This window comes from Acinetobacter sp. AOR18_HL, from assembly GCF_027855145.1.
Taxonomy (GTDB): domain Bacteria; phylum Pseudomonadota; class Gammaproteobacteria; order Pseudomonadales; family Moraxellaceae; genus Acinetobacter; species Acinetobacter pittii.
This window is the reverse complement of record NZ_JAKTIG010000023.1, coordinates 54,201-69,823: the sequence shown is the minus strand read 5'-3', so window position 1 is coordinate 69,823 and position 15,623 is coordinate 54,201. Positions and strand designations below refer to the sequence as shown.

The window sequence follows — 15,623 nt, the reverse complement described above, 5'->3', positions numbered from 1 at the left end:
TCTTTCGGCAGAAGAGTAATTTAGAAATTGCTCAAGTTTTTATCACCTTATTAGGATTTTAAGGAGAAGCTTCAAGATGGCAAGCTTTATGAAAAAAATGTTCGTTTCAACAACCCTAGTTTTGGCTACTGTTGCGACGAATGTTCAAGCAAAGGATTGGAAGGTGATTCGTTTTGGTACTGAGTCGTCTTATGCGCCGTTTGAATATAAAACACCAGATGGCAAGTTAACTGGTTTTGATGTTGATTTGGGTAATGCAATTTGTGCAAAACTCAAAGCCAAATGTGTTTGGGTTGAAAATTCTTTTGATGGGATGATTCCAGCACTTAAAGCGAAAAAATTTGATGGCATTCTTTCATCAATGACAGTCACTGATGAGCGTGCAAAACAAATTGCATTTAGTAGCAAAATCTACAATACACCAACCCGTATGGTTGCAAAAAAAGGCTCGCCTTTATTGCCTACCGCTGCCTCTTTGAAAGGCAAACGTGTCGGTGTACAACAGGGCACAATTCAAGAAACTTATGCTAAAACCTATTGGGCACCAAAAGGTGTAACGGTTGTACCTTATCCAGTCCAAGATTTGATTTATCAAGACATGATGTCAGGTCGCTTGGATGCAACTTTACAAGATGCAATTATGGTTGATGGCGCTTTCTTAAAACAACCAAAAGGCAAAAACTTCAGTTTTGCTGGTGGCAATGTGGTTGATGCAAAAACACTAGGTGTAGGTGCAGCGATCGGTTTACGCAAAGAAGATGCGGATTTAAAAGCCAATATTAATAAAGCACTCGCTGCAATCATTGCAGATGGTACATACAAAAAACTCGAGAAAAAATATTTCTCCTTTAGCATTTACTAATGATGTGAAAAATGTCGGCTTTAAGCCGACATTTTTAGATCTATTCTCATCTCATCAATATTAGATATTGTTTTTAAGGAGAAGATGAGTCATGTTTTTTTCTGGCTTTGGGCCACTCCTGCTCAGCGGGACATGGATGACCATACAGCTTGCGTTGTTGTCACTTTTACTTTCTGTGATTATTGGCTTAATTGGTGCGAGCTCAAAACTCTCTAGTATTAGAATTTTACGTTATATAGCAACAGCTTATACTACGCTCATTCGAAGTGTGCCTGATTTGGTCATTATGCTGCTGTTATTTTATAGCTTGCAGTTGGGTCTCAACCAAATTACTGAAGCACTGCAAATGGACCAAATTGATATCAACCCATTTGTGGCGGGTGTGATTACTTTAGCGTTCATTTATGGTGCATATTTTACCGAGACCTTTCGTGGTGCATTTCAATCGGTTCCAAAAGGTCAAATTGAAGCAGCAATGGCTTATGGTATGTCGCTTTGGCAGGTTTTTCACCGTGTATTATTCCCTCAAATGATGCGTTTCGCTTTGCCTGGTATTGGTAATAACTGGCAAGTTTTGATTAAGGCGACCGCACTAGTTTCTATTATTGGCCTGACTGACATTGTAAAAATTACACAAGATGCGGGTAGAAGTACCATGCAGTTGTTCTTTTTCAGCATCGTGGCTGCTGCCATTTATTTAGCGATTACCACCGTGTCGAATCTGATTTTAATGTGGCTTGAACGTCGTTATTCTGCTGGTGTAAGGAAGGGACAATTATGATTGAAATCCTTCAACAATATTGGCAGGCATATCTTTGGACCGATGGTTTGCAAATGACTGGCGTAGCGATGACGACTTGGTTATTGGTGCTTTCTATTGGTATTGGATTTGTGCTTGCTGTGCCTTTATCACTTGCACGAGTATCAGAAAATCTTTGGTTGCGTGGCCCAGTTTGGTTATATACCTATGTTTTTCGTGGCACTCCACTTTACATTCAATTGCTGATTATTTACTCAGGTATTTACAGCTTTGATTATATCCATGAACACCAGACACTTGATGCTTTTTTTAGAGAGGGCATAAATTGCACCATTTTGGCATTCGCGCTCAATACTGGTGCATATACAACTGAAATCTTCGCTGGGGCGATTCGTTCTATTCCCCATGGAGAGATTGAGGCTGCACAAGCTTTCGGTATGTCAAAATGGAAACGGTACACTCGCATTATCATTCCATCGATGTTACGCCGTGCTTTACCGTTTTACGGCAATGAAGTCATTTTAATGTTGCACGCGACAACCATTGCATTTACAGCAACTGTTCCTGACATTTTAAAAATTGCGCGTGATGTGAATGCGGCAACCTATGACACCTTCAATGCTTTTGGAATTGCCGCGGTGTTATATGCAGTGTTGGCTTTTATTTTGATTGGGCTATTTCGTAAGCTTGAAAAACGTTGGTTGGCATTTTTAAAGCCATTGAATCATTAGGAGACATAAATGGAACAAGTTGCAAAACTAGTGATTCGCGATTTACATAAGAAATTCGGCGATCATGAAGTGCTTAAAGGAATATCACTTGATGCAAATGCCGGTGATGTGATTAGTATTATTGGTTCATCGGGTTCAGGTAAAAGTACTTTACTCCGCTGCATTAACTTTTTGGAACAACCGAGCAATGGCACGATTAAGCTCAATGGTGAAAAACTACGCACAGTCTTTGATAAGAAAGGCAATTTAAAAGTAGTTGAACCAAAGCAACTACAAAAAATGCGTACGCAGCTCATGATGGTATTTCAGCATTTTAATTTGTGGTCACACATGACAGTGCTAGAAAATGTCATTGAAGGGCCGATTCACGTACTTGGGGTAAAACGTGCAGAAGCAGAAGAGCGTGCACGGAAATATCTACGCAAAGTTGGATTACCTGAAAGTGTTGAAAGTAAATATCCGGCATTTTTATCTGGTGGTCAGCAGCAACGTGTAGCGATTGCTCGTGCTTTGGCTATGGAACCAGAAGTTATGTTGTTTGACGAACCAACCAGCGCGCTTGATCCAGAGCTGGTGGGTGAAGTACTAAAAGTAATGCAGGGCTTGGCTGAAGAAGGACGTACCATGATTGTGGTCACACATGAAATGGGCTTCGCGCGTCATGTATCTAATCAAGTGATTTTCTTGCATCAAGGGAAAATTGAGGAACAGGGTCATCCTGATGAAGTACTCAATAACCCGAAAAGTGAACGTCTAAAACAATTTTTGACGGGCAGTTTGAAATAAGCTGTTCATACCGAGTAAGGTGAAATTTTTTATAAAAAGAGTTTCATCGTACTCGGTTTCTTTTTATTTATATTTTATAAATGGGTATTTTTAGAAAACACATTAATAATCACAATACCTGCAATCATTAAAGTAAGACCAATACAGGCCGCCAAGTCTAAATGTTGTTTGTAAAATATCCAGCCAATTGCAGAAATTAAAATAATACCCGCACCCGACCAAATGGCATATGCAATTCCGATCGGAATCGTTTTTAGTGTAAGGGACAATAAATAAAAAGCGATCGCATAGCCCACAACTGTAATAATGGATGGAATAGGAACAGTAAAACCTTGAGATGCTTTTAAAGCTGAAGTTGCAATGACTTCACAAGCAATCGCAATTGCTAAATAAAGATAAGACATGGGGAGCTGCGCCAGAATGATTTTTGATCAATCTACATGAAATGTTGAAATGGTTTGGCAGTTTTAACGATTGTTTAATTTTTTTGGTACAAAATGACCATTAAATCAAACTGAACTGATAAATTGATTTTATCTCTAGCAAAGTGTTCTCAGCTATTTTATTCATTTATTTAATCATTGATCTGTATAGTCATAAAAAGAGGATCAGCAATCTTAGCCTGATCCTCGATAGACTTTTAAGAGATAGATTCGCCGAGTATATTTAAATCCTTAAATTTCTCTAGCAGTTGCTCTTTATTTTCAATATGTGCAGGGTCTGGTTTTATGCAATCGATTGGACAAACCGCCTTACATGTGGGGGCATCATAAAAGCCTACACATTCTGTACAACGAAGTGGATCAATTTCATAAACTTTGTTGCCTTCAAAAATAGCTGTATTGGGGCATTCCGGTAAGCACATATCACAATTGATACAGTCATTTGTAATCAAAAGTGCCATGTTTAACTCGCTGAATAAGCTAATGTTGAGGCAGTAATGTTTTCCTTAGCATGCGGCAAATTGCGTATGAGTAGGGCATAACTAACATCAACATCTTGTGAAAGTGGAATCTCAACAAAATGCCCCGAACCTTTAGCATCGGTAATTGGGTTACCTTTTAAATCGCGCATTTCGGTTAAAGTAAAGGTGATATTACCTTGAGGCGTCATCAGCTCAAGTGAGTCGCCCACCACAAAACGGTTTTTAACTTCAATGCGAATATAATCGCCTTGACGTTCTAAAACCTCTCCACAAAATTGTTGGTAGTCGAAATGCGATGAACCATCAGCATAGTTTTGATATTCGCTATGCACATGACGTCTCAAAAAGCCTTCGGTATAACCACGGTTTGCCAAACCTTCGAGTTGGTTGATTAAGCTTGGGTCAAATGGTTTGCCTGCTAAAGCATCATCAATAGCTTTTCGATAAATTTGGGCGGTACGGGCACAGTAAAAATAGGATTTAGTACGGCCTTCAATTTTTAATGAGGCGATGCCCATTTTGGTTAAACGATCTACATGTTGTACCGCACGTAAATCTTTAGAGTTCATAAAATAGGTGCCGTGTTCATCTTCTTCGGCAGCAAACATTTCTTCATCATTGCGTTGTACCAGCAGCGTTTGAGCCGAGGTTGTTTCTGATTGTGCTGATGAGCAGCAAGACTTTTCTGACTCATTGAGCTGAGTAACTGGAATCACATCACCGTTTGCATCTTCTTGGGTTTCATGCAACTTATAGTCCCAACGGCAAGCATTGGTACAAGCACCTTGGTTGGCATCACGCTTGTTCATATATCCGGAAAGTAAGCAGCGGCCTGAGTAGGCCATGCATAGAGCACCATGTACAAAAACTTCAAGTTCAATATCGGGTACGTGTTGCTGGATTTCTTCTATTTCTTCTAAAGATAACTCACGCGATAAAATCACACGGCTTAGACCGTAATCTTTCCAAAACCTAACAGTGGCCCAATTAATAGCGTTGGCTTGAACTGATAGATGAATTTGCACATCAGGAAAATGCTCTCTCACCATCATGATTAAGCCCGGATCAGACATAATGAGTGCATCTGGTTGCATAGCTACAATTGGTTCAAGATCACGAATAAAGTTTTTTAATTTGCTGTTATGTGGCTGAATATTCACTACAACATAAAACTTTTTACCCAAAGCATGGGCTTCATCAATTCCGATTTTTAAGTTGTCATGATCAAAAGCATTATTACGAACACGTAAGCTATAACGTGGTTGGCCGGCATATACGGCATCTGCACCATAGGCAAAAGCATAGCGCATGTTTTTAAGTGAACCTGCGGGAGAGAGAAGCTCAGTTTTCATAAAATAAAAGGCATAAAAAATATATGGTTTTATTTTATTAACTCCAGATTTGGGATTCAACCTACTGAATTAGTAGGGATTTGATCATTATCCTTTTGTACGGGCAGCATATTTTTTGCTAGCTCTCCTAAGCGCATCAAAGCATTTAACATTTTGGGATTTAACTCAAAACAAGCTGCTATACGTAAACAATGACTAAAACGTTTATCAGCTGAACACAAAATTCCCGGCATACATAAGATTTTTTCATCCATTGCCTGATGAAACAGTTCTAATGTATCGATAGATTCGGGGAGCTCTAACCATAAAATAAATCCCGCTTGCGGACGACTGACTCGGGTACCGAGTGGGAAATAGCGGCAAATATAAGATTTGATGGTGTCAATTTGTTGTTGATAGCGTTTTTTGAGTTGACGTAAATGTAGATCATATCCGCCATTCTCTAAGAAAAGTCCTAAAGTTTCTGTGAGTAAAGCAGGCTCAGCAACAGTGGTTGTAAATTTAAGCTGCTGCACAATATTGCGGAAACGTCCAGCTTCTAGCCAACCAATCCGATAATCAGGTGCTACAGTTTTGGTATAGCTGCCACACACCAAAACCCATCCATTTTGGTCAAACGCTTTGATGTTGGGCAAGAGAGGCTCGGTGAGTTGCAATTCGGCATACATCGCATCTTCAATAACAGGAACTTGAAACTGATTAGCTAACTCTGCCAAGCGACGACGGTTACTTTCAGGCATGCTAAAACCGAGAGGATTGTGTCCTGTTGGAATGGTTAAAATGGCTTGTACACTTTGAGATTTTAAGAGTTCTTCAAGTGCATCAAGGCACATACCTGTATGTGGCGAGGTCGGTACTTCTACAATTTTTCGACCTAAATTATGAAGGAGTGGGTACAGGTTGTGAAATGTAGGAATCTCAAGCGCTACACTGTCGCCCGCTTGAGTTGTTGCCATAATCGCGAGACTTAAAGCCTCCATCGTGCCATGAGTGAGCACAATATCATCTGCTGAAAGAAACATACCTAACTGTAAGCTTCGCCTAGCAATTTGAGTACGTAAACGTATAGAACCGGGCGGCAAGGTATAGCTTTTAAAAATATCTGATTGAGAGCGCAGCACCTGGGCAGTTAAGCGTTTTAAGCGTTCAATTGGATAGAAATTTTCCCCAGAAGGGCAAGCTAGGGTTAAATTGACATAGTCGGGGTCCATTTGCTTTTTAACAATTTGTGCGAGAAAACAGCTAATTCCTGAAAGAGATACTTTTTCTTCACTGACATAACGCTCTTCGAGTTCTAATAAGTTTGAAGGGGCATGACAAACATAGTAGCCAGACTGTGGACGAACTGAAATTAAACCTTGATCTTCAAGCTGGCGATAAGCTTCTTTTACAGTGTTAATACTGACCTGATAATGCTGGGCACAATCTCGAATTGATGGCAACCGAGAACCCACAGGTTGCCTGCCATTCTGAATTTGAAGGGTGAGGTCATCACTCACTTTTTTATATTTGTACATATCCATTCATTAAAAAGCCAAAGCAATGGATACACTTTATAGCGATCCCTGATTTATCTCAAATATTGTTAGTTTTATAGATTTATCCATTTAATCTGAATCTATTTTTAACAACTGTGTCTATTATTTTTAATATTAACTGATACTGTGACCATTAAAAATAAATCAGTAAGATCAAGAAATGGTGAGGATTTAAAGCCATATTTTTTAATATTAAAATCAGTAGGAGAGGTCTATGTCTGTTGTTGCATTTAAACAAGTTGATGTTTTTACTTCACAAGCATTTAAAGGAAATCCTGTTGCGGTCATTATGGACGCCAGCACCTTAACGTCTGAGCAGATGCAAGCCATTGCGAACTGGACCAATCTTTCTGAAACCACATTTGTACTCCCTGCGACCGATTCACAAGCTGACTATCAGGTTCGAATCTTTACTCCGCAAAATGAATTGCCATTTGCAGGCCATCCTACAATTGGTACTGCCTATGCTTTGCTTGAGGCGGGTCTAATTAAAGCGAAAGAAGGTAAGCTGGTACAGCAGTGTGGTGCTGGTTTGGTGACTCTGACTGTGAGTGAATCAAGTCATATTTCATTTGAACTACCTAAGCCTAAAATTACTCCACTAGATGCTATGCATACTGAGAAATTAGCAGAAATTTTAAAATGTGAAATTAATACTCAATGGAACGCTGCATTGGTAGATGTAGGGGCGCGCTGGATTGTATTACAAGCTGTTAATGCTGACGCTGTTTTAGATAGCCAACCAGACTTTGCCGCTTTAAAAGAACATGACTTAGAAATGAAAGTTACGGGTGCGACAGTTTTTGGTTTTCATGAAAATAATGATGAACAAAAACACATAGAAGTTCGTTCATTTGCCCCTTCATGTGGAATAAATGAAGATCCTGTTTGTGGTAGTGGTAATGGTAGCGTAGCTTCATTTATTCGTTATTATGGGATTCTTCCTGCACAAAATGATGTCGTAGTTTCTTCACAAGGTGGGGCGGTAGGTCGAGACGGACAACTTCAACTTGAATTGTATCAAGATAAAATTTTGGTGGGTGGAACCGCTGTCACCTGTATCGATGGCACAATTAAGTTATAAAAACAGAAATAAAAAAACCGAGGACTTTGCCTCGGTTTTTTATGTCTAGAAAAAATTATTTTTCTACGAACGCACGTTCAATGACGTAGTCGCCCATTTCACCCATACGAGGTGATTCAACTAAACCGTGTTGGTCAAGTAATGCAGCCACGTCTTTTAGGAATGCAGGGCTACCGCAAAGCATTGCACGGTCAGTTTCACGGTTGAAGCGTGGTAAACCGATTTTTTCGAATAAAGCGCCAGTTTCAATTGCAGTTGTTACACGGCCTTGAGTGTGGAAAGGTTCACGAGTAACAGTAGGGTAGTAAACAAGCTTGTCTTTAATACCTAACTCTTCAAAGAATTCGTGGTTTGGTAATTCGTTTAAGATAAGGTCTTGATAAGCTAATTCAGAAATATAGCGTGTACCATGAACAACGATTACTTTTTCAAAGCGTTCGTAAGTTTCTGGATCACGAATAATTGATAAGAATGGAGCAAGACCAGTACCAGAAGATAAAAGGTATAAGTTTTTACCTGGTAAAAGGTCATCATGAACCAAAGTACCTGTTGGTTTTTTAGAAACTAAGATTTCATCACCAACTTGTACTTTTTGCAAAATCGAAGTTAAAGGACCGTCTTGTACTTTAATTGAGAAGAATTCTAACTCTTCTTCGTAGTTTGCACTTGCAATCGAATACGCACGCATTAACGGTTTGCCATTCACTTCAAGTCCGATCATTACGAACTGACCATTTTTAAAACGTAAGCTGGTATCGCGTGTAGTTTTAAAACTGAAAAGAGTGTCATTCCAGTGGTGAACATGAGTAATGCGTTCAACGTTAAAAGCAGCCATTAAAGGTCTCGATCACGATTAAAAGAAAACAGATTGCTATTCTAATCTAATTTCATTCCCGATAAACTGAATATATTTAATTGTGTTTATAAGAAAAAGTGATGATCAATTCTGTCACCTTCCCCATCATTGGCCATATGTGTTCTCCCTATCGTGAAAAATTTGGTATTCCACGCCAGCCCAATTTGGTCAATATTGAGTCTTATATTGATATGGTTGAACCTTATAACGACTTGTTAGCATTTGAGGGAATTGAGCAATTTAGTCATCTCTGGTTAGTTTGGCAGTTTCATGACAATAAAAATCAAGGCAGTGCAGATAAGTTCCGGCCACAGGTTCGTCCACCACGTTTAGGTGGTAATGAAAAAATTGGAGTATTTGCTACACGAAGTATGTATAGACCTTCTCCAATCGGGCTTTCAGTTGTAAAGCTTAATAAAGTGGAAAAGGTGGGCAAGTCTGTCCGTGTCTATGTCACAGGAAGTGATTTATTAAATGGCACTCCAATTTTAGATATCAAACCTTATATTCAATATTCTGATGCAATTGAGGAGGCTCAAAGTGGTTATGCACATGCAGAACCTGAACGAAAGGCAGTTATTTGGAATGAAACTGCGTTAACAGCTCAAAAATATTTTCTGCAAAATAAAGAAATAGATTCGCAATACATTGATGAGCTTGAGCAAGTATTGGCTTTAGATCCTCGGCCTGCCTATCAAGAAGACCCTGAAAGAATTTATAAAATGAAATTTTCAGACTTTGATATTCATTTTAAGGTCGATCAATTTGTAGTTACCGTCATTGATGTGGTTAAGACTAAGACTTCTTCGCTTACACAATAGATATTTTAAAACCAGTGGATGTTAAGCCAAAGTAAAGTAATAAAAATAGCCATATGAATGAGCTGGGCGGGAACGAAAGCAAGGGCATAGCGTAGTCCGCCCGAAATTGCAGAGTTCACACTTTTAGCAAGAGCATGAACTGCAAAACCTCCTAAAAAGGCAATTAATAAAGGTGTCATATGTGCGCTATCAGGTTCACCTTGCACAATGACCGCCGCTATAGCTGCATGTATTTCAAATAATGAAGCAAGTAAAGTCCCCGCGATTAATCCCGCATCGCCTAAAGATAGACTTAAACCATAAACACCTGCCTGAATGAGGGTGAGTGTGCCTGCAATAATAATGGCTTCTTTTAAGCTGAACATTCTTGAGTCAAGCTCGGGCGAAGCCGTACTAGGCTCGGCTTTACGTAATAAAATAAAGGCCCATACTGCTAAAACTACTAAGGCAATAAGTGTAGGAAATATAATCAGCTTGAACCAAGCAAAGCTAATACCGATCACAATAATTAAGGTTTGAATCAGTGTTGAAACGCAAGACATCAATGCAGCACCTGCATTTGTTGTTGCGTTGGCTTTGCCAGAGCGTACTTCTAAACCTAAACTGGCAATAGTTGCTGTACTAGACACAAATCCGGAAGCTAAAGAAGAAAGCAATAAAGCATTTTTAGATGACAAAAGTCGCTTTGCTATATGGGCGAGAGCTTGTACAAATAAGATTAAAGTCAGTAATTTTAAAATCACATGTGGATTTAAAACCGGCCCCCAAAAAGGCTTATTAGGTACTAAAGGCTGAGCAATTAATAGTAAGGCAAGTAGAAAAATACCATCACGTAATTCAGATTCAGTAATCCACTGACTGGCAATACCATGCATAGACTGCTTAGCTATTAAGATAGTTGTCATGATCACAGCTAGGCCAGCAGCGAGCGAAATATTCCAAATACAAAGTGCCCCAATGAAATAAGTCATAATAAAGGCGAGTTCGGTGGTCACGCCCGGGTCATTGGGTTGATTTTTGAGGGAAACAATACTAATGGCACCAATGAGTAAAGCACCCACAATTCCAATTTCAATGCCAAATAAAAAACAGACCGCTCCTAATAAAGCACTAATTGCAAAAGAACGGAAACCCGCAAAGGTTTTATATTCATGTTTAAGCTTGCTTCGTTCACGTTCTAAACCAATTAATAAGCCACAACCAAGCGCCGCAGCAATCACTGTAATGAATTCTTCAAATGATGCTGTTTGTAATGACATTGTCATTGGAAGTTCCATATTACTTCCTCTTCGCTTATTGTTATATGTGGATTTGAATCATTTTAAAATCATGTATTCATATTCAGTTTATGCTTTTTATTATAGTGAGCATAGTGTCTTTTTTAGACAAAACTATGTAGAAAATATTTCTATAAATATGACCTGTGACACAAAAAAATATTAAGATGAGAATTGGTTTAATTAACTGATGTTAAAGGATATTTAAATATAAAACATCTCTGCTATATTATAAAAATATATTGGGGATAACGCATGAATGCACATGTAGAAATAGATACGTATTGGTGTCTAGAACAATTATTACAAGAAGGCCGTATAACAGAACGAGATAAATTACTGGTACAGACAAGTCACCGCCAAAAAGACCAGTTAAAGTGGCATCCATTACAGTGGATTGCACATTTTAATTTAAAAGATCAGCAACATACGCATGCCCATTTGAGTTTAAACCGCTTATGTGTATGGTTTGCAGATCGGGTTCAGCTCCCTCTATTTGTGATCGATCCTTTAAAGGCAGATGTCAGTGCTTTAACGCAGGTCATGTCACAAGAGTTTGCCATTCGTAACCATATTTTAGCTGTTGAAATTCGTGCTGACCGAATTGTGATTGGAACAGATCAACCATTTCAAACAGATTGGCTTAATAACCTTGAACGAAGTCTAGCGCCTAAAAAAATTGAACGGGTACTGCTTAATCCCGAACAGTTACAACGCTATTTGCGCGAATATTATCAGGTGAGTCGCGCGGTAAACTCTGCTCAAAAAGATGCAGCTCATGACCGTGACAGTAAAAATGTTGAAGCGCTTTTGCAGCTTGGCGATAGCCAAAACCCAGATGCTAATGATCAGCATATTGTGAAATTAGTCGACTGGATTTTACAGTTTGCATTTGAGCAGAGTGCCAGTGACATTCACATGGAACCGCGTAAAGATAATGGTAAAGTCAGATTTAGGATTGATGGCGTTTTACACACCATTTATAACATGCCTTCAAATACGCTGACCGCCGTGATTTCTCGGATTAAAATTTTAGGACGTTTGAATGTAGCGGAAAAACGTAAACCACAAGATGGCCGGTTAAAAACACGTACACCTAAAGGGCAAGAAACCGAATTACGTTTATCAACCTTACCAACCGCATTTGGTGAAAAACTGGTTATGCGTATTTTCGACCCTGATGTGTTGGTACGTTCTTTTCAGCAATTGGGTTTTGAAGAGCGTTTATTACAACAGTGGCAACAATTAACCAAAAATAGCCACGGTATTATTTTAGTCACGGGTCCTACAGGCTCCGGTAAAACAACTACGCTATATTCATCTTTAAAGCAGCTTGCAACCGAGCAGGTCAATGTCTGTACCATTGAAGATCCGATTGAAATGCTAGAGCCTAGTTTTAACCAAATGCAGGTCAATAATGCAATTGAATTAGGCTTTGCAGACGGTGTACGTGCACTGATGCGTCAAGACCCTGACATTATTATGATTGGGGAAATTCGTGATCAAGATACAGCGAATATGGCCATTCAGGCAGCATTAACAGGTCATTTGGTTTTATCAACTTTACATACCAATGATGCACCGTCTAGTTTGACTCGGTTGCATGATTTGGGTGTACAGCCATTTCTGACAGCTGCAACAATTTTGGGTGTTCTCGCGCAGCGCTTAGTCCGCCAACTTTGTCCACACTGTAAGAAAAAAACTCACATTAATGAGGATGAGTGGGAACACTTAACCTTTGACTACATTATGGAAATGCCTGAAACGGTTTATCAAGCGGTAGGCTGTGAAGAATGTCGTCATACAGGCTATAAAGGGCGAGTCGGTATTTACGAATTTATGCCGGTCAGTCTTGAGCTTAAACACCTTATTAGTAGTCATGTGACATTAAATGATTTAAGAACTCAAACTAAAAAAGAAGGTATAGAACCTTTAAGAATTGCAGGAGCCCGTAAAGTGATTGAAGGACTTACGACATTAGAAGAGGTCTTGAGGGTTGTGCCATTAAATTAAGTTTTTCTTAAGATTCACCTCATTTATGGTTGATTTAATTGCTTTATCCCAAGAGGGAACCATAAACAGAGGGTAATAATATGAATATGCTTAAAGTAATGTTGATGACTGCTGGTATGACTGCTGCTGGCGTAGTTGTCGCGAATACACCAGTGAATCAAGCTGCAATTGCTCCGACAACTGTCACCACAGTAAAACAGGCATTAACCTCAAAAGATAATACACCGATCAAATTACATGGTCAGGTTGTAAAGTCTTTAGGTGATGAAAAATATCAATTCCGTGACAAGACAGGTAACATTACAATTGATGTAGATGATGAACTTTGGCAAGGTCGCCCTATTTCAGCCAATACAAATGTGACTTTAATTGGTGAAGTAGACATTGACTATAAACCTTTAAAACGAGTAGAAATTGATGTGGATCAAGTTCAGTTCTAATGAATAAGGTCTGTAGATCTACTACTTTTAGCCGCATTTAAATCATGCGGCTTTGCTTTTTTTATAAAGGCTTGGCAAGATCAAATCAGGATATAACAGGAAAAATAGATGAGAATTTTGCTTGCAGAAGATGATCGCTCTCAAGCTGAAAGCATTCAATCATGGTTAGAGTTAGACGGTTATCAGGTAGATTGGGTCGAAAGAGGTGATTATGCACTTACGGCAATCGAACAGCATGATTATGACTGTATTTTGCTTGATCGGGGACTACCTCAACTGGCTGGTGAAAAGGTTTTAACAACGATCCGCCATAAACAAAAAAATGTTCCTGTTATTTTTATTACTGCACGTGACAGCATTCATGATCGGGTAGAGGGGCTAGATTTAGGTGCAAATGATTATTTGGTTAAGCCTTTTAGTTTAGAAGAATTATCGGCTCGCATCCGCGCTCAATTACGCAAACAAACTTTGAGTCAGCAATCGGTTTTAACATGGGGTGACCTACAACTTGATACACAAGCGAAAGTCGTATTAAGCGCTGGCAAGTCTATCGATTTAACGGCAAAAGAATTCCAAATATTGCGTAAGCTTATGGTGCATCCCGAGCATATTATTACCCGTGATCAATTAGAAGAAGCACTCTATGCATGGGGCGAGGAAATTGAAAGTAACGCAATCGAAGTATTTATTTATCAACTTCGAAAAAAAATCGGAAGCAGCAGTATTAAAACCATACGGGGGCTAGGCTACCGTATGGGAGATGTAAAATGAAATCGAATCGCTCATCTTTGCAGTCTCAACTGGTTAAAACTACGATGTGGAGTAGTATCGTGGTGGGATTACTGGCTTTAAGCTTACTCACCATATTTTCGATCTATCACAACATGTCAGTGCAAGACGAAATCATGGATGAAATTTCAGATACTTTGCTGGTTTCCGATCTTTCTGAACACTCCATGAAACAGTTTGATGAGCTGAGTGATGAATTTGATATTCAGTATGAGTTATTAAACACAGGCCAAGTACTTACTCATTCTCATACCTATCAGCATGAACTTTTTGAACAAGGTAACTTATCGGAAGGTTTTTCATATTTTTGGTTTGATGGTCAATTATGGCGTAGTCTGGCTGCACAACAAGAAGATTCTCAGTTACAAGTTGAAGTTTTTCAACCAATGAGTACGCGTGTGGAAGAGGTACTTAAAGCACTTGCTGGATATAGCGGTCTTATGGTGTTGTTCTGGCTATTACAATGGGTGATTATAAGTTGGCGTACCGAACATGAGTTGGCCGCGTTAAATCTACTCTCTAGACGGATTGCTCAAAAAACTGCATCAAATTTAGAACCGATTCAAGAGCCGGATGTCATTACAGAAATTCAACCTGTTATAGATGCTTTAAATCAATTGCTTGCAAGACTGCAAAGAGCTCTCGTTGCTGAACAGCGTTTTACCGCGGATGCTTCGCATGAGCTACGCTCTCCCTTATCTGCCATACAAATGCGTCTTCAGGTTTTGCAGCGTAAATACCAACATCTTCCAGAACTTCATCAAGATTTTGAACGCATACAAGAAGACGTTTCTAGAAGTACAAAAATACTTGAAAATTTATTACTTCTGGCCCGCTTAGAACCTAATGAAGCTGAACAGCCTGAACTTCCTAAGACAGTTATCGATTTAAATTACTTACTAGCAAGAGTCATTGAAACTGTAGATTTAGACGCGAAAGCTAAACAGATGTTGATAGAGACCAATACTTTATCGACAGAAACTAAAACATATGCGAATGAAGAATTACTGTTTATTGCTTTTAGAAATTTATTTGATAACGCCATTCGTTATAGCCCGACACTAGGCTCTATTCATGTTGAGATTAGTCAATATGAACAGCAAATTAAGGTGTGTATTGAAGACACGGGAAATGGAGTAGATGATGAAGTGCTATTACGGTTAGGGCAGCGTTTTTTTCGGGTACTGGGTACTCAGCAGCAAGGTTCTGGCTTAGGAATTTCAATTACTCGAAAAATTATTGAATTGCATAATGGCAAATTACGTTTTATGCATGCTGAACAAGGTGGTCTGAGGGCAGAGATTATTCTTCCTTCATAAAAAATAGCATGGTTACCCATGCTATCCATTTTTTGTTTTCCCACGAATATTATTGAAACGCGAGTATATT

General features: G+C 39.1%; 16 protein-coding genes. 10 read left to right on the top strand and 6 right to left on the bottom strand.

All coding sequences use genetic code 11. The annotated features are described in order from the left end of the window. Positions 1–76 precede the first annotated feature (76 nt). The 4 genes from MKL51_RS05475 (at position 77) to MKL51_RS05460 (ending at position 3,139) form a co-directional block, all read left to right on the top strand. Positions 77–862 (top strand): ABC transporter substrate-binding protein, encoded by a 786-nt coding sequence (locus MKL51_RS05475; protein ID WP_032042290.1) that lies wholly within the window; start codon positions 77–79, stop codon positions 860–862. Between the two features lie 91 nt (positions 863–953). Continuing rightward, entirely contained in the window at positions 954–1,643 is a 690-nt protein-coding gene (locus MKL51_RS05470; RefSeq protein WP_032052284.1) for an ABC transporter permease, read from the top strand. Beyond that, on the top strand, positions 1,640–2,353 hold the full coding sequence (locus tag MKL51_RS05465; RefSeq protein ID WP_032005299.1) for an ABC transporter permease: 714 nt from the start codon (positions 1,640–1,642) through the stop codon (positions 2,351–2,353). Before MKL51_RS05470 ends, MKL51_RS05465 begins: the two co-directional genes overlap by 4 nt. A gap of 9 nt (positions 2,354–2,362) precedes the next feature. Continuing rightward, positions 2,363–3,139, top strand: a complete 777-nt coding sequence (locus MKL51_RS05460; RefSeq protein ID WP_005068251.1) for an ABC transporter ATP-binding protein — start codon at positions 2,363–2,365, stop codon at positions 3,137–3,139. Positions 3,140–3,213: 74 nt separating this feature from the next. On the opposite strand, the gene abeS is transcribed toward MKL51_RS05460, so the two are convergent. From abeS to MKL51_RS05440, 4 genes are all read right to left on the bottom strand, one after another. Further along, a complete protein-coding gene (abeS, locus tag MKL51_RS05455; RefSeq protein ID WP_004791191.1) occupies positions 3,214–3,543 on the bottom strand; it encodes a multidrug efflux SMR transporter AbeS in 330 nt (109 codons plus the stop codon). 236 nt (positions 3,544–3,779) lie between these two features. Then, positions 3,780–4,043 (bottom strand): YfhL family 4Fe-4S dicluster ferredoxin, encoded by a 264-nt coding sequence (locus tag MKL51_RS05450; protein ID WP_002118193.1) that lies wholly within the window; start codon positions 4,041–4,043, stop codon positions 3,780–3,782. Positions 4,044–4,045: 2 nt separating this feature from the next. After that, on the bottom strand, positions 4,046–5,416 hold the full coding sequence (trhP, locus tag MKL51_RS05445; RefSeq protein ID WP_032042294.1) for a prephenate-dependent tRNA uridine(34) hydroxylase TrhP: 1,371 nt from the start codon (positions 5,414–5,416) through the stop codon (positions 4,046–4,048). A gap of 56 nt (positions 5,417–5,472) precedes the next feature. After that, entirely contained in the window at positions 5,473–6,939 is a 1,467-nt protein-coding gene (locus MKL51_RS05440) for an aminotransferase-like domain-containing protein (RefSeq protein ID WP_270904192.1), read from the bottom strand. A gap of 229 nt (positions 6,940–7,168) precedes the next feature. On the opposite strand from MKL51_RS05440, the gene MKL51_RS05435 reads away from it, so the two are divergent. Continuing rightward, positions 7,169–8,038 carry a PhzF family phenazine biosynthesis protein gene (locus MKL51_RS05435; protein WP_032005304.1) on the top strand — a complete coding sequence of 290 codons (870 nt, stop codon included), beginning with the start codon at positions 7,169–7,171 and terminating at the stop codon, positions 8,036–8,038. Between the two features lie 55 nt (positions 8,039–8,093). Here the strand turns inward: MKL51_RS05435 and MKL51_RS05430 are convergent, their stop codons facing one another. Further along, the gene (locus tag MKL51_RS05430; RefSeq protein ID WP_002118187.1) at positions 8,094–8,873 is read right to left on the bottom strand and encodes a ferredoxin--NADP reductase; all 780 of its coding nucleotides are present in this window, start codon (positions 8,871–8,873) and stop codon (positions 8,094–8,096) included. Between the two features lie 101 nt (positions 8,874–8,974). Here MKL51_RS05430 and tsaA point away from each other — a divergent pair, with 101 nt between their 5' ends. Continuing rightward, positions 8,975–9,715 carry a tRNA (N6-threonylcarbamoyladenosine(37)-N6)-methyltransferase TrmO gene (tsaA, locus tag MKL51_RS05425; protein WP_065421955.1) on the top strand — a complete coding sequence of 247 codons (741 nt, stop codon included), beginning with the start codon at positions 8,975–8,977 and terminating at the stop codon, positions 9,713–9,715. A 5-nt stretch (positions 9,716–9,720) separates the two neighbouring features. Here the strand turns inward: tsaA and MKL51_RS05420 are convergent, their stop codons facing one another. Beyond that, on the bottom strand, positions 9,721–10,992 hold the full coding sequence (locus tag MKL51_RS05420; protein ID WP_002118218.1) for an MgtC/SapB family protein: 1,272 nt from the start codon (positions 10,990–10,992) through the stop codon (positions 9,721–9,723). Positions 10,993–11,247: 255 nt separating this feature from the next. Here MKL51_RS05420 and MKL51_RS05415 point away from each other — a divergent pair, with 255 nt between their 5' ends. The 4 genes from MKL51_RS05415 to MKL51_RS05400 all read left to right on the top strand — a co-directional run bounded on the left by MKL51_RS05415 (position 11,248) and on the right by MKL51_RS05400 (position 15,553). After that, positions 11,248–13,005 (top strand): GspE/PulE family protein, encoded by a 1,758-nt coding sequence (locus MKL51_RS05415; protein WP_032005307.1) that lies wholly within the window; start codon positions 11,248–11,250, stop codon positions 13,003–13,005. An 80-nt stretch (positions 13,006–13,085) separates the two neighbouring features. Further along, positions 13,086–13,445, top strand: a complete 360-nt coding sequence (locus MKL51_RS05410) for a NirD/YgiW/YdeI family stress tolerance protein (RefSeq protein ID WP_032005309.1) — start codon at positions 13,086–13,088, stop codon at positions 13,443–13,445. A gap of 108 nt (positions 13,446–13,553) precedes the next feature. Next, entirely contained in the window at positions 13,554–14,216 is a 663-nt protein-coding gene (locus tag MKL51_RS05405) for a response regulator transcription factor (protein ID WP_014207221.1), read from the top strand. Further along, a complete protein-coding gene (locus MKL51_RS05400; protein ID WP_032005311.1) occupies positions 14,213–15,553 on the top strand; it encodes a sensor histidine kinase in 1,341 nt (446 codons plus the stop codon). The genes MKL51_RS05405 and MKL51_RS05400 overlap by 4 nt, the downstream gene beginning before the upstream one ends. Positions 15,554–15,623 lie beyond the last annotated feature (70 nt).